At 71.9% G+C, this 12,921-nt stretch carries 12 protein-coding genes; 3 read left to right on the top strand and 9 right to left on the bottom strand.

Features of this window, described 5'->3' with window-relative positions:
• Positions 1–27: 27 nt before the first annotated feature.
• From ABWI07_RS09990 to ABWI07_RS09980, 3 genes are all read right to left on the bottom strand, one after another.
• Complete coding sequence (locus ABWI07_RS09990) at positions 28–1,065, bottom strand: NBR1-Ig-like domain-containing protein (RefSeq protein ID WP_353818412.1); 1,038 nt, start codon at positions 1,063–1,065, stop codon at positions 28–30.
• Positions 1,066–1,303: 238 nt separating this feature from the next.
• Positions 1,304–2,149, bottom strand: coding sequence for an SAM-dependent methyltransferase (locus ABWI07_RS09985; RefSeq protein WP_353818309.1), 846 nt, complete (start codon positions 2,147–2,149; stop codon positions 1,304–1,306).
• Between the two features lie 101 nt (positions 2,150–2,250).
• A complete protein-coding gene (locus ABWI07_RS09980) occupies positions 2,251–3,402 on the bottom strand; it encodes a DUF5753 domain-containing protein (RefSeq protein WP_353818308.1) in 1,152 nt (383 codons plus the stop codon).
• 544 nt (positions 3,403–3,946) lie between these two features.
• On the opposite strand from ABWI07_RS09980, the gene ABWI07_RS09975 reads away from it, so the two are divergent.
• The 3 genes from ABWI07_RS09975 to ABWI07_RS09965 all read left to right on the top strand — a co-directional run bounded on the left by ABWI07_RS09975 (position 3,947) and on the right by ABWI07_RS09965 (position 6,905).
• Entirely contained in the window at positions 3,947–4,513 is a 567-nt protein-coding gene (locus tag ABWI07_RS09975; RefSeq protein ID WP_149261348.1) for a hypothetical protein, read from the top strand.
• Between the two features lie 129 nt (positions 4,514–4,642).
• The gene (locus ABWI07_RS09970) at positions 4,643–5,410 is read left to right on the top strand and encodes a peptidoglycan recognition protein family protein (RefSeq protein ID WP_353818307.1); all 768 of its coding nucleotides are present in this window, start codon (positions 4,643–4,645) and stop codon (positions 5,408–5,410) included.
• A gap of 172 nt (positions 5,411–5,582) precedes the next feature.
• Entirely contained in the window at positions 5,583–6,905 is a 1,323-nt protein-coding gene (locus ABWI07_RS09965) for a metal-dependent hydrolase family protein (RefSeq protein ID WP_353818306.1), read from the top strand.
• Here the strand turns inward: ABWI07_RS09965 and ABWI07_RS09960 are convergent.
• The 6 genes from ABWI07_RS09960 to ABWI07_RS09935 are packed head-to-tail and all read right to left on the bottom strand — an operon-like array spanning position 6,834 to position 12,881.
• Entirely contained in the window at positions 6,834–8,486 is a 1,653-nt protein-coding gene (locus ABWI07_RS09960; protein ID WP_353818305.1) for a SpoIIE family protein phosphatase, read from the bottom strand. The genes ABWI07_RS09965 and ABWI07_RS09960 overlap by 72 nt on opposite strands.
• Positions 8,483–10,258, bottom strand: a complete 1,776-nt coding sequence (locus ABWI07_RS09955) for an ATP-binding protein (protein WP_353818304.1) — start codon at positions 10,256–10,258, stop codon at positions 8,483–8,485. The genes ABWI07_RS09960 and ABWI07_RS09955 overlap by 4 nt, the downstream gene beginning before the upstream one ends.
• On the bottom strand, positions 10,212–11,267 hold the full coding sequence (locus tag ABWI07_RS09950; protein ID WP_353818303.1) for an ATP-binding SpoIIE family protein phosphatase: 1,056 nt from the start codon (positions 11,265–11,267) through the stop codon (positions 10,212–10,214). The genes ABWI07_RS09955 and ABWI07_RS09950 overlap by 47 nt, the downstream gene beginning before the upstream one ends.
• Positions 11,255–11,665: an anti-sigma regulatory factor gene (locus ABWI07_RS09945; protein ID WP_353818302.1), complete on the bottom strand. Its 411-nt coding sequence runs from the start codon at positions 11,663–11,665 to the stop codon at positions 11,255–11,257. Before ABWI07_RS09945 ends, ABWI07_RS09950 begins: the two co-directional genes overlap by 13 nt.
• A complete protein-coding gene (locus ABWI07_RS09940; RefSeq protein ID WP_353818301.1) occupies positions 11,662–12,048 on the bottom strand; it encodes an STAS domain-containing protein in 387 nt (128 codons plus the stop codon). The genes ABWI07_RS09945 and ABWI07_RS09940 overlap by 4 nt, the downstream gene beginning before the upstream one ends.
• A complete protein-coding gene (locus ABWI07_RS09935; protein ID WP_353818300.1) occupies positions 12,048–12,881 on the bottom strand; it encodes an STAS domain-containing protein in 834 nt (277 codons plus the stop codon). The genes ABWI07_RS09940 and ABWI07_RS09935 overlap by 1 nt, the downstream gene beginning before the upstream one ends.
• Positions 12,882–12,921: the final 40 nt, after the last annotated feature.

Below are 12,921 nucleotides of genomic sequence, written 5' to 3'. Positions count from 1 at the left end.
CCCGCCGTGCCCCTCCGCGGCGGGGGATCAGGGTCCTTCGACGATGACCTGGAAGTTGACCGGACGGCTTCCGGGGAACGCGACCCGTCCCGCACCGTCCACCATCTTGAACCGGACGTAGCACAGGCCGGGCTGCTTGGGCGTGGTGATGTCGGTGCGGATGTCGACCACCTGGCCCGGCCGCGTGTCGGCGATCGGCACCTCGGAGATGGTCTGGCAGTTGTCGGCCTTCTGCGGGAGGTCGAGGCGGCGCAGCGAATAGCCCTCCCAGGGGACCGTCCCGGCGTTCTTGAGCCGCCACACCTTGGTCACGGACTTCCCGGCGCCGACGCGCGTGCAGTCGGGGAGCGTGATGTCCGCGACGAAACTGGCGGCATCCCCCTTGTGCGTGGGCGGAGCCGGCGCCGGGTTGGTCGCGTGCACCGGGCAGTCCGCGGGAGAGAGCGCGGCCTTGGCCCGGTTGCCGGACGCGTCGGGGCCGTCCCGCCCGGACCCGGAGCCGCGTTCGACGGCGTACACGATGACGGCCCCGGTCCCCGCGCCGATGACCGCGGTCACGAGTGCGATCTTCACCAGGCGGGCCCGCCGCGAGGACCCTCGCCCCCTCGGGACGGCGGCCGGCGGCCGGGCCCCACCCGCGATCTCGTCCGGCGGCCGCCGCACGGGCACGGTCGCCGCCGTCCCCTCGGCCAGCCCGGACGCCTGCGGCTCGATGGCGATGGACGTACCCGACGGTTCCACGGCGCTCGCGGCGGAGCCTTCGGTGGTCTCAAGAGGTAAGGCCGCCGAGGCGGCGGGCCTTCCTACGCCCGCCGACCTGACCGCCAGGTTCGCCCGCTCCCAGCGTTCGCGGTAGGCCGCCGGGTCGGCGCCGCAGGCCTTGACGAACTCGGCGGTGGTCCCCCAGCTCGGGAGCCTGTTGCCCTTCGTGGCCTCGTGCAGTGTCGTGTGCGAGATCGCCCCGGACCGGCCGGACATCTCCCGGAAAGGCGGGTTGCCCACCGATTCGCGCAGTTCTCGCAGAGCCGCCGCGAAGTCCGCGACCGCGTCCGCCTGTGCACGCATGTCGTCCACCGGGTGAAGCTAACAGCGCCCACGGCCTCCCCTCAAGCTCGAATCGATATCGGTGGCGGCCCGGCGAGACGGCACTTCTCACCCGGGTTCGGATCACCGGTAAACCGGCCCGTCTTATGAAGGGGTGGTCCGGTCTCTCACCTCGCGAGGGACGGTCGCCTGATCGACAAGAACCTTTTCATTTCCCGGCTCCGACTTCATTCTTCGGACTCCTGAGAGATCATCGCCGTCACCGAGAGTCGCCGGGCCATGCCTTTCTGGCGACGCCGCCGACCGCGTTCATCGCCCTGGGCGCACCCGGGTCGCCGAGATCAGGGCGCCAGAGCGGTATGGGAACGACGCCCGGGTCGACCACCTCCAGGCCCTCGAAGAAGCGCGCGATCTCGTCCGGGCTGCGCAGCCGGTACGGAACGGCTCCGGTGTCGTCGTAGCTCTGCTGCGCCCGGTTGAACTCGGCATCGGTGTTCGCGCCGTCGTTGAGGGCGAGGTAGCTGCCGGAGGGGAGCGCCTCCACCAGGCGCGACACGATGCCCCGGGCCTCGGCGTCGTCGGTGATGTGCCCGAGCACGCCCATGAACAGCAGGCCGATGGGCCGGTCGAAGTCCAGCAGGCTCACGGTCTGGCCGAGGATGCGGTCGGGGTCCCGCATGTCGGCGTCGATGTAGGCGGTGGCGCCTTCGGGGCTGCTGACGAGCAGGGCCTGGGCATGGGCCAGGACGAGCGGGTCGCTGTCGACGTAGATGACGCGGCATTCGGGGGCCAGCGCCTGGGCGACCTGGTGGGTGTTGTCCTCGGTGGGCAGGCCGGTTCCGACGTCCAGGAACTGCTGGACCCCCGCCTCGCCGACCAGGTAGCGGATCACGCGGCCGAGGAAGGCCCGTTCGGCCTTCGCCAGATCGAAGATCCCGGGGAAGAGGCGGGCGTACTGGTCGCCCGCCTCCTGGTCGACGGCGAAGTTGTCCTTGCCGCCGAGCCAGTAGTTCCAGATACGCGCCGAGTGGGGGACGCTGGTGTCGATCCCGCGCATGAGGTCCTTGCCGGCTCTGGCCTGGAATTCCTCGGGGCCGCTCGACATCGTGATCCTCCAGAACCCTTCGGGGGCTGATCGTTTCCTCACCCATGAGACCAGAGAACCGGGGAGGAGGACACCGGCTCGGATCCGATGGCTGGAGGTGGTCACAGGAGGCCGTGGAGAAAGCGAATGCTCTCGTCCGGGGACCGGGCGCCGACCATGAAAGTCGCGAAATGCTCGGAGAAATACAGGATGTCGCGCCGGCGATGCAGGTAGAGCCCGTACCCGGGGAACTCAAGGAAGATCATGTCATTGACGTGGGGCTCGCGGAACCGCATCACCGTCAGCGGGCCGTCCGCGAACGGCCGGTCCCCAGCCGGAATGACCTGGAGCGTGATGTTCGCATAACCCGCGAGCCCGATCAGGTGCCGGATCTGCGCGCGCAGGACCGCCGGGCTCCCCACGTCGTCGCGCAGCACGCGCTCATGCATGATCACCCACACTCTCGGCCCGCCGGGGCGGTACAGGACGTCCTGCCGGGACAGCCGCAGATCCACCCTGCGGCGCAGTTCCGGTTCGGAGATGTCCGGAAGGTCGCGCGCGATGACCAGGCGGGCGTACTCGCCGGTCTGCAGCAGGCCGGGTATCCGGAGCGGCGCGTACGCCCTGATCTCGGCCAGTTCCGCTTCCGCCAGCACGTAGAGCACGAACCAGTCCGGAATGACGTCCCGATAGGACTGCACCAGGGCCCGGCCACCGCGCTTCTGGAGTTCGGCGACGAACTGCTGGTCGACCTCGCGCGGGCGGGACTCGGCGGGGACGTCGCCCGCGGCGCCCGCCGTCGGCAGCGAGTCGGCCAGGAGGGCGCTCCAGTCCAGCGGCCCCTGGAGCTCCGCGGCCTCCGCCCCGACATCGAGGCCGCCCTCGGGGGCGCTGGCGGGACGCGCGCGGTGCGCGCTCTCGGCGGGATCGTCGGGCGCGTTCTGCGCCTCCCGGTAGCTGCGCTGGAGATCGGCCAGGGAGAACATCCCGTTCGTCTCGCGGCCTCTCAACTCGGCGTAGCGGTACAGCGTCGCCCACAGCGACTCCAGCAGTTCCCATCGCGGGATGCGCGGCCTGGACTTCTTGAAGAGGTCATTAGCGGTCGAGCGCGGAACACGCCACACTAAAACGCCGTAAAACGGGCGCTTGGCGACTTCCAACTCCGCCGAAATATTCTCGATCGTCTGATAACTGGGCACTCCCGCGACGCGGCGGTTGTGCCTCAGGAGGGAGACCACCGGCGCGAAGCGACTGCCGGGAACCCCGTCCGCCATGATCGACTCCGTCCACGCTAGGGCCCCGATGGATCTTCGGCATCGACATGCTGCCAGCTCCGACAGGGATGGTTCGGTCACATGACACATTTCGTGGCGCTGGTTACAGCGAATAACAAGAGCCCCGTTGGGGGTCCATCAGTCGACAACCGCCACGTCCCAGGAGCATCCCGGATCAATTTCGGATGTACTGGATGGTAGCTCCGTCCCGTCCGAGGCATCCGGGGTTGGACGTTCGCGCCTCACTTCCGGGCGAGAACGACCAAGGTTGACCGCGTCCGCACGAAACTCCCGAGAAGGACACGGATGCGTCCCCCGACTTGTGCTCGCGAAATGCCCCGAACCGCTATCGGACCGGTCGGCGACGACGCGTACATGGCATTGGCGCTCATGACGGTCTGGGCGATACGCACCGGTCGTCCGCTGCCGACCTCCCCCGTGCACGAACTGAGCGCGGAGGAACTCGAAGACTTCTGGGCGGACCACCTGATGTCAGACGATTCCCAGTCCCCACCGACCCCAGCCGAGTGAGCCGTCCCCGACCATGAACACCACCCTGATCGCCCTGGACATCCCCGGCTTCGGCGACGAGCGCCGCACGCATGATGTCCAGCGCCTGCTGCGCGCCACCATGTACGAGCTGCTGGCGGACTCCTTCGCCATGACGCGGCTGCCCTGGTGGTCCTGCCACCGCGAGGACCGCGGCGACGGTGCGCTGATCGTCGCACCGCCGACCGTGGACTCCTTCGCCGCGCTGGATCCCCTGGCGCACCACCTGGCGGCGCTGCTGCGGCGCTCCAACCGGCTCGCCAACGACATCACCCGCCTCCGGCTGCGGATGGCCGTGCACTGCGGCGAGGTCCAGCACGACGCCCACGGCGTCCTCGGCCAAGCCGTCACGCACCTCTTCCGGCTGCTGGACGCCCCCGCGTTCAAGCGGGCCATGGCCGGCGCCCTGGACGCCGACATCGGCATGGTCGTTTCCGACCACCTTTACCGCGCCGCGGCCGGTGACGGCGCCATCGACCCGAACGCCTACGCCCCATTGAGCGTCAACTGCAAGCAGACACGCAAAGCCAAGGCGCATCTGTGGCTACCGCCGCGGCACTAGATTCTGATCAAGCGGTCGCGTTTTCGCTCCCGAACGCGACCACCGACACGACTAGTACATATCGCGCCATTTCCACTATCTTCCCGCGAGATCGCCTTATCGGCTGATCGACTCCTGGAGGGAACGCTCATGCCCGCCGACCCGCACCTTCCCCGCCGCGGCCTGCTCAAGGGCACCACCGCCCTCGTGGGCGGCGCGTTGCTGGGCCCGCTGGCCGGGCCGCACGCCGTGGCGTCGGCGCAGGTCATGCCTCGCATCTACACCCGCGCCGAGTGGGAGGCACGGCCGCCCAAGGTGCCGGCGACCGTGCTGGACCGGGCTCCCGACCACATCGTGGTCCATCACACCGCCTCGCCGAACTCCACGGACTACTCGCTGGACCACGCCCTCGCCCTGTCCCGGTCGATCCAGGACTTCCACATGGACACCAACGGCTGGGACGACACCGGCCAGCAGCTCACCATCAGCCGCGGCGGTCATCTCATGGAGGGCCGCAACCGCGCCATCGAGGTCATCTGCGCGGAAAAGCACGTCGTCGGCGCGCACACCCTCGGCGAGAACGACCACACGATCGGCATCGAGAACGAGGGCACCTACATGACCGCGGCGCCCACCGGCGCGCTATGGCGAAGGCTCGTCCGGACCTGTGCGTGGCTGTGCGACGTCTACGATCTCGATCCGCACACGGCGATCGTCGGGCACCGCGACTACAACAGCACCGCCTGCCCCGGCGACGTCCTGTACTCCCTGCTGCCGCGGCTCCGCGACCAGGCCGCCTACTGCCTGGGTGAGCGGCGCGCGACCGAGGCGTCGCGCCCCGGACCCAGCGGCCTGCCCGGACCGCGCTTCACCTTCGACCACGGCCCGGCGCTCGGCCCCGGCGACCCCACACGCTGACCGGCCCCGCAGCAGGTGACGGCGGCGCGCCCTTGCCGAGAGCATTTTGGCCGGTGCGGGATTCACGCCGAAGGCCGGTGGCTTCGCGGAGTGGGCAAAGGTTCGTTCATCGCTGAGCGATATCCCTCGGGGGTCGGCCGCGCGCCGGTCGCCGGGCGGGCAGGACCCCGTCGTGAGCGAACAGCGGCCCGCCGGGACCATCCTGATCCGCGATGTGCGGATCTTCGACGGGGTGAACGACCGGGTGCGGACCGGGCACGTCGTGGTCGAGGGCACCAAGATCAAGACCGTGGGCGACGGGGACCCGCCCGTCCCCGGCGCGGCGGACACGGTCGTCGACGGGCGCGGGGCGACGCTCATCCCCGGCCTCAGCGACGCCCACGTCCACCTCCTCCTGGCCGGGGCCACGCAGGTCGAGCTGATGCTCGGCGGCGCGGGCGTCGGATACCTCAGGGGCGCGGCCGAGGCCCGCGCAATGCTGATGCGCGGGTTCACGACCGTGCGCGACATGGCCGGGGACACCGGTGACCTCAAGCGCCTGATCGACGCGGGCGCGCTGCCCGGCCCGCGGATCTACCCAAGCCACGCGGGCCTGTCCCAGACCGCCGGGCACGGCGACTTCGGCATGGTCTACGACGTCCCGACCGCCCTGGGCGGGACCGCCACGCGCGCCGAGCAGCTCGGGCTGATGCGAATCGCCGACGGCACCGCGCAGGTGCTCGCGGGCGTGCGCGAGCAGCTGAAGAAGGGGGCCTCGCAGATCAAGATGATGGCGGGCGGCGGGGTCGCGTCCGCCTACGACCACCTGGACGTCCTGCAGTACACCGCCGAGGAGCTGCGCGCCGGGGTGCAGGCGGCGTCCGACTGGGGCACCTACGTCGCTGTGCACGTCTACACCGGGGAAGGCATCCGCCGGGCGGTCCGTGCCGGGGTGCAGGTGATCGAGCACGGGCACTTGGCCGGGGAGGACGACATCGCCTACATGGCCGAGCACGATGTATGGCTGTGCGGCCAGCCGTTCGCCGAAACCGACCACTCCTTCCCGGATCCGGCGGCGGCCGAGAAGAACCGGCGGGTGTGCGAGGGGGTGGAGCGCGTCTTCGGGTGGGCGCTGGAGCACGGCGTACGCGTCGCGTTCGGCACCGACCTGCTGCTGGACCCTGCCAGCAGTGCCAGGCAGAGCGAGATGCTCGCCCGCATGGCCGGACTTGTGGGCGGGCCCCTGGCGGCGTTGAAGATCGCCACGTCCGGCAACGCCGAGCTGTTCCGCAAGGCCGGGCCGCGCGACCCCTACCAGAACCCGGCACCGGCCGACACCGCGGCGTACGGAGACGGGCCGCACGTCGCCCACTTGGGCGTCATCGCCGAGGGCGCCTGGGCCGACCTCCTCCTCGTCGACGGCGACCCCACCCGCGACCTGCGCCTACTGACCGACCCCGCCAACCTGAAGGTCATCATCAAGGACGGCCGCGTCCACAAGAACACCCTCCCCTGAGTCAGGGGCGCGGCGGAGGACGATGAGGGCCACGTCGTCCTCGCGGTGGCCGAACTCGGCGATGATGCGGTCGCTGTAGGCCTCCAGGTCGTCGTCCACGTCCGTGGCGATGGTCCTGAGGCGTTCGAGGTTGGCGGCCAGGGGGACGGAGCGGTCCTCGATCAGCCCGTCGGTGATGAGGACGACGGTGCCGCCCGGCGGGACGGTCGTCTCCTCCAGTCGGAGCCGCTCGGCGGGGAAGCCGAGCAGCAGGCCGCCGCGGGAGCCGTACTCGGCGCGTCCGCCGGCGATGTGGAGGGGCGGGAGGTGGCCCGCGTTGGCCACCTGGAGCCGTCCCGTCCGCGGGTCCAGGGACATCAGGCACACCGTGGCGGTCTGATCGTCGTGGTAGCGCTGCATCACGGTGTTGAGCAGCCGGAGGATGGCGGCGATGTCGTGGCCCTCTGCGGCGAAGGCGCGCATCGCGTGCCGCAATTCGGCCATGACTGTGGCCGCGTGCAGGGAGTGCCCCTGCACGTCGCCGATCGCCACCAGGACGTCCCCGTCGCGGTGAATGACGTCGTAGAAGTCGCCGCCGACCTCGGCCTGGTCGCTGGCCGGCTCGTAGCGGACGCTGAACGCCCAGCCGGGCATGGCCGGGTGGACGGCGGGCAGCAGGCTGCGTTGCAGGGTCAGCGAGATCAGGTGCTCCTCGGTGTAGGAGCGCAGCGCCTCCATCGCCAGGGCCACCGACTGCCCGAGCTGCCGCAGGAGGTGGGCGGAGTCCTCGTCGGCCGCGCCGCGGGCCTCGATCGCCACGCCGATCGCGGGGCGGTCGCGCTTGACCCGCGAGGTGACCAGGAGGATGTCGCCGTGGGAGGCGCTGTCGGGCAGCATCTCCCGCCACCGCGCCTCCGGCACGCTGACGATGCGGGTGCCGGTGTCGTCGGCGAGGCCGGCCAGTTCGGCGAGCCGCGCGGGCACGTCGGTGGCGCAGGGCCGGTTCCACGCGTCGCCGCCCAGGTGGACGGTCCGCCGCACCTGGCCGTCCGGCGGGTGGACGAACACGGCCGCGGGCACCCCGAAGATGTCGAAGGCGCCGCGCGCCGCCACCGCCGCGAGCCCGTCGAAGGTCTGGGCGGCGTTGATCGCCAGTGAGGTGCGGGTGAAGGCCGCCAGCCGCTCGGCGATGCGCTCGGCGCGCCGCCGGGCCTGGTAGTAGCGCAGGACCGCCTCGGCGGTGGCGATGAACTCGCCCGGGTCGATGGGGTCGGTCATGTAGGCGTCGGCGCCGCGCCGCAGCCCGCGGGTGCGGTCGGTGGTGTCGACGGCCGTGGCGGAGATGTGGATGACGGGCAGCGACGCCGTGGCGGGGGCGGCCTTGATCTGCTCGCAGACCTCCATGCCGTTCGCGTCGGGCAGCCGGACGTCCAGGACGACCAGGTCGACCTGGTGCTCGGCGAGCCGTTCCCAGCACTGGGCGGCGGAGGCCGCCTCCACGACGGTGTGGCCGGCGCGGCGCAGCCAGCTGCCGATGATGTAGCGCTTGGTCTCGTTGTCGTCGACGACCAGGGCGGTCCCGGTCGGTATCGAGTCGGTCATGGCGTTCGGGCCGTTCGTCGTGCTCGGGCCCGTGCCACCGCGTCGGCGAGCATGACCTGTGCGAGCTGGGCTTGGGCGAGGACGGCGTCGACCCGTTCCGGCCGCGTCCCCTCCGAGGGGGCCGCGTCCGACGAGGCGACCAGCACGACGGCGGTGGCGGGCGGCGGCGCGGCCGGCTCGCCGACCGCGTCGGCGGCGGAGATGCCGGGGCCGAGCAGGATCAGGTCGGGCGGGTCGGACGAGGCGGCGATGTCGCGGACGGCCTCCGGGTCGGCGGCCTCGCTGACGCGTTCGGCGGCGTCGCCCAGCATGTCGCGCAGCGTCCGGCGCATGGCGTCGTGCCCGTCGGCGATCAGTACGTGGGAGAGGCCGAGTTCGGCCAGGCTCTCGTACGGGGGGAGGCGCAGCGTCACCGTGGTCCCCACGCCGACCTCGCTCTCCAGCGACAGGTCGCCGCCGAGGGCCTCGGCAAGGCGGCGGGAGTAGGTGAGTCCGAGTCCCGTCCCCCCGGGCTTGCCGCCGGGCACCTGGTAGAACTCCTCGAAGACGCGCTCCTGCTCGCCTGGCGGGATACCCACGCCCGTGTCGGCGACGACGAACTCCAGGTGCCCGGGGGTGCGCCGGGTCGTCAGGCGCACCTCGCCCTCGTCGGTGAACTTGAGCCCGTTGGCCACCAGGTTGCGCAGGATGCGGGTCAGCATGACCTCGTCGGTGACCATGGTGAGGGCCCCGGCCTCGGCGGCGTCCATCCGCAGCCGCACCCCCGATTGGTCGGCCATGGGCGTCATCAGGTCCGCGAGCTGCCGCAGCACCGAGGACACCTCGACGAAGCTGCGGCGCGGCGCGAGCCTGCCCTGCTCGGCCTTGGCCATGTCCAGCAGCTCGTTCACCAGCGACAGCAGCGTCTCGCCGGCCCCGGCGATCAGCGAGACCTGGTGCCGCTGCTCCTCGGTGAGGGGCTCGGCGGCGGGGTCGAGGAGCAGCCGGGCGAGGCCGATGACGCCGTTGACGGGGGTGCGCAGCTCGTGGCTGATGTTGGCCCAGAAGCGGTTCTTGGCCTCGCCCGCCTCGCGGAGCTGGTCGGACTTCTCCTCCAGCTCGGCGTACAGCGCCACCACGCCCCGGTTGGTCTCCTCCAACTCGGTGGACAGCTCGTTGTAGAGGGCCATCACGCCCTGGTTGGTCTCCTCCAGCTCGCTGTTCAGCGAGCGGAGCTCCTCGCTCTGCCGCCGTACGTCCTCCAGCGTCCGCACCAGCTCGGCGTTCTGGGTCCGCAGCTCCTCCAGGGCGGTGGCGGGCTGGAGGCGCCCCAGTCGCGCCCGGAGGTCGGTCAGCGTCGGGCCGGCCACCGCGGCGGCGTCCGCGGGCAGGCCCTTGGCGAGCCGGACGACCCGCCGCGGTCCCGTCCCCGTCTCCTCGACGAGGTCCAGGAGGCGTGCGGCCGCGGCGTCGCCCTCCTTCGGACGTCCGGCGCCCCGCGCGGCCGCGTACTCCATCTCGATCACCAGCCGCGGCGCCGGCCCCCGCTCCAGGCAGAAGACGACCGCGACCGTGCCCGAGTGGGCGACGAGCTCCCGGCCGAGCTCGCTGAGCGCGGTGGCGACCCGGACCTGGTCCTGGAAGTCCAGCCGGACGGCGGCGGCGACGTGCCGCCCCGCCTGCCGGAGGGCGAAGACGCCCTCGTCGTCGGCCACCCGCAACCGCAGCAGCTCCTCCGCCACGGGCTCACCGCCGCCCGGGGGTCGTGACGGCGAGGACGCAGCGGTCGTCATGCCGCACTCCGGCGGACCGCAGCAGGTCCGCGGCGATCAGCAGCGGCCCGCGGGAGGGCGCGGGCAGGCCCGCGGCGTCCCACTTGTCGGTCAGCCCGTCGGAGTGCATCACCACCGCGGCGCCCCGCGGCAGCGCGTAGGTGTGCTCGCGCATCGTCCTGGTCTTCGCGCCGGCGATGCCCGGCACCGAGATCATGCCGTGCCGGCGGTCGGGGCCGAGGATCCATCCGGCGACGTTGCCCAGCCCGGCGTAGTGCACCACGTCCGCCGCCGGGTCCACCGACGCCACCGCGACCGCGCCGCCCCGGGTCGCGCCGAGCCGCTGGTGCACCTGCCGCAGCAGGTCGATGGGACGCGCCGGGAGCACGGCCTCGCGCATCGCCCTGACGGCCTCCTGGGCGGCCCGCGCCGCCATCGGCCCGTGCCCGAGGCCGTCGCAGACCATGGCGTAGACCGTCCCGCCGTCCAGCCGCGCGGCGAAGGCGTCGCCGCACTCCCGCTCCCCGTCGATCGGCCGGGTCAGGCCGGCGAACGGCGGCCCCGGCTCCGGGGAGGCGCCCCTCCCGCCGGAGGGCCGGAACCCGGCGTACAGGACGGTGCCGGCGCCCGGGAGCGAGTGCATGCCGCTGCGGTCGGCGAGCCGCTCGATCGAGCCGAGGCCCAGGCCGAGCGTGCCGGACGTGGAGTGGCCGTCCAGGCGGGAGGCGCGGACGTCGGCCATCCCGGGCCCGCGGTCCAGGCACACCACCTCCAGCGCGGCATCCTCTCCCGTCCGGACGATCCGCACCAGGATCTCTCCCCGCACCGCGTGTTTGGCGAGGTTGGAGGCCGCCTCGGTCACCGCGAGCTGGATCTGGCCGAGGCGCTCCCCGGCGAAGCCGAGCCGTTCGGCCAGGCGGACGGCCTGGCGCCGCGCGCCGGCCGCCGCGCTGGGCTCCTCGGCACGGAGCCACACCGCGTCGTCGGAGGGCGGGCTGGTCATCCATCCGGTGCCGGTCAGCGGATCCACTTGGTCACCGTCACCGTGGTGCCCTTCCCGACCTCGGTCTCCAGTTCGAACTCGTCGGCCAGGCGCCGCGCGCCCGGCAGGCCCAGGCCGAGGCCGCCTCCGCTGGTCCATCCCTCGGTCAGCGCCTGCGCCACGTCGGGGATCCCCCCGCCCTCGTCGCTGAACACGAGCCGCACGCCGGCGCGTCCCCGCGCGTTGACGACGGACTCCACGCGCGCCGTGCCGCCTCCGCCGTGCACGAAGGTGTTGCGGGCCAGCTCGCTCGCCGCCGTGACGATCTTGGTCTGGTCGACCAGCGACATCCCGGCCGACGCGGCGGCGGTCCGCACGAGCTGCCGCACGCGGACCACGTCGTCGTTGGAGGCGATGGGAAGGGAGTCGCCCGCCGGAGTCGTCACGGCCCGTCCACGGCGCCCGGGCCGACGGACGGCAGCGGAGCGCCGAGGAGCCGCATGCCCTTCTCCAGGTCCAGGGCGGTGCGCACGCCGCCCAGCGACAGCCCGAGCTCGACCAGGGTGATCGCCACCGCGGGCCGCATGCCGACGACAACCGTCTCCGCGTCCATCAGCCGCGACATCGAGGCGATGGTGGCGAACATCCTGCCGATGAAGGAGTCGACGATGTCCACCGCGGTGATGTCGATGATCACCCCTCGCGCGCCCGTCTTGACGATGCGGTCGGCCAGGTCCTCCTGGAGGGCCAGGACGCTCTGGTCCTGCAGGTCGATCTGGATCGACACCAGCAGGACGTCACCGATCTTGAGAATCGGCACCCGCTCCATCAAGCACCCGCCCCGGTGACGACCCGGGTCCCGCTGCGCTCCAGCGCCCACGCCAGGGCGTCGGCCAGCGACGCCTTCGTCGGGATGTCGCCGAACTCGATCCCGAGCGCCACGATGGTCTGGGCGATCTGCGGCCGGATGCCGGAGATCACGCACTCGGTCCCCATCAGCCTGGCCGCCATGACCGTCTTCAGCAGGTGCTGGGCCACCTCGGTGTCCACGGCCGGTACCCCGGTGATGTCGATCACCGCGTACTGCGAGCCGGTCTCCACCAGGCGCTCCAGCAGGGTCTCCATCACCACCTGCGTGCGCGCCGAGTCGAGCGTGCCCACCAGGGGCACCCCGAGGATGCCCTCCCACAGCTTCACGACCGGGGTGGACAGTTCGAGCAGCTGCTCCATCTGGTCGGCGATGACCTGCTCGCGCGCGGCGGCGTAGGTCTCGAAGGTCACCAGCCCCAGGTCGTCGATCTGGGCCGAGAACCCCGCGAACTCGCTGTAGGCCGCCACGTCCCCGACGGCGCCGACCTGCTCCAGGACCGCCTGCTTGAGCGCGAAGACGCTCACCGCGGTCTCGCTGGGGCTGAACCCCTGCCGGGCCCGGGTACGCGAGATCTCCGTCAGCGCGGCCCGGAGTTCCCCGGCCGCCTCGCTCTCCCCGCCGGCCGACCTCTCGATCAGCCCGTACAGCTCGGAGAGTTCGGTCCTGAGCTCACTCTCCGTGATCCGGCCGCGCACGCCCGCGACGGCCAGCTCGACCCACCGGTCAAGGACGGCATCCCGCTTGGAGCGCAGCAGCTCCGGAAGATGCGCGTCGCCTGTTCCCTTGCTCAAAAGCAGTGCTCCCTCTCTGACCGCCGGGTCCTCTTCGGCA

The sequence above is a fragment of the Actinomadura sp. NPDC000600 genome, assembly GCF_040492135.1.
GTDB lineage: Bacteria > Actinomycetota > Actinomycetes > Streptosporangiales > Streptosporangiaceae > Spirillospora.
The sequence above is the reverse complement of the archived record's forward strand: the minus strand, read 5'-3'. Positions and strand labels throughout refer to the sequence as shown.

What these genes read in the sequence shown, in the direction of transcription:
- ABWI07_RS09990 (WP_353818412.1), bottom strand. Translation starts at nt 1,065, where the DNA reads ATGCGTGCACAGGCGGACGCGGTCGCGGACTTCGCGGCGGCTCTGCGA.
- ABWI07_RS09985 (WP_353818309.1), bottom strand. Translation starts at nt 2,149, where the DNA reads ATGTCGAGCGGCCCCGAGGAATTCCAGGCCAGAGCCGGCAAGGACCTC.
- ABWI07_RS09980 (WP_353818308.1), bottom strand. Translation starts at nt 3,402, where the DNA reads ATGGCGGACGGGGTTCCCGGCAGTCGCTTCGCGCCGGTGGTCTCCCTC.
- ABWI07_RS09975 (WP_149261348.1), top strand. Translation starts at nt 3,947, where the DNA reads ATGAACACCACCCTGATCGCCCTGGACATCCCCGGCTTCGGCGACGAG.
- ABWI07_RS09970 (WP_353818307.1), top strand. Translation starts at nt 4,643, where the DNA reads ATGCCCGCCGACCCGCACCTTCCCCGCCGCGGCCTGCTCAAGGGCACC.
- ABWI07_RS09960 (WP_353818305.1), bottom strand. Translation starts at nt 8,486, where the DNA reads ATGACCGACTCGATACCGACCGGGACCGCCCTGGTCGTCGACGACAAC.
- ABWI07_RS09955 (WP_353818304.1), bottom strand. Translation starts at nt 10,258, where the DNA reads ATGACGACCGCTGCGTCCTCGCCGTCACGACCCCCGGGCGGCGGTGAG.
- ABWI07_RS09940 (WP_353818301.1), bottom strand. Translation starts at nt 12,048, where the DNA reads ATGGAGCGGGTGCCGATTCTCAAGATCGGTGACGTCCTGCTGGTGTCG.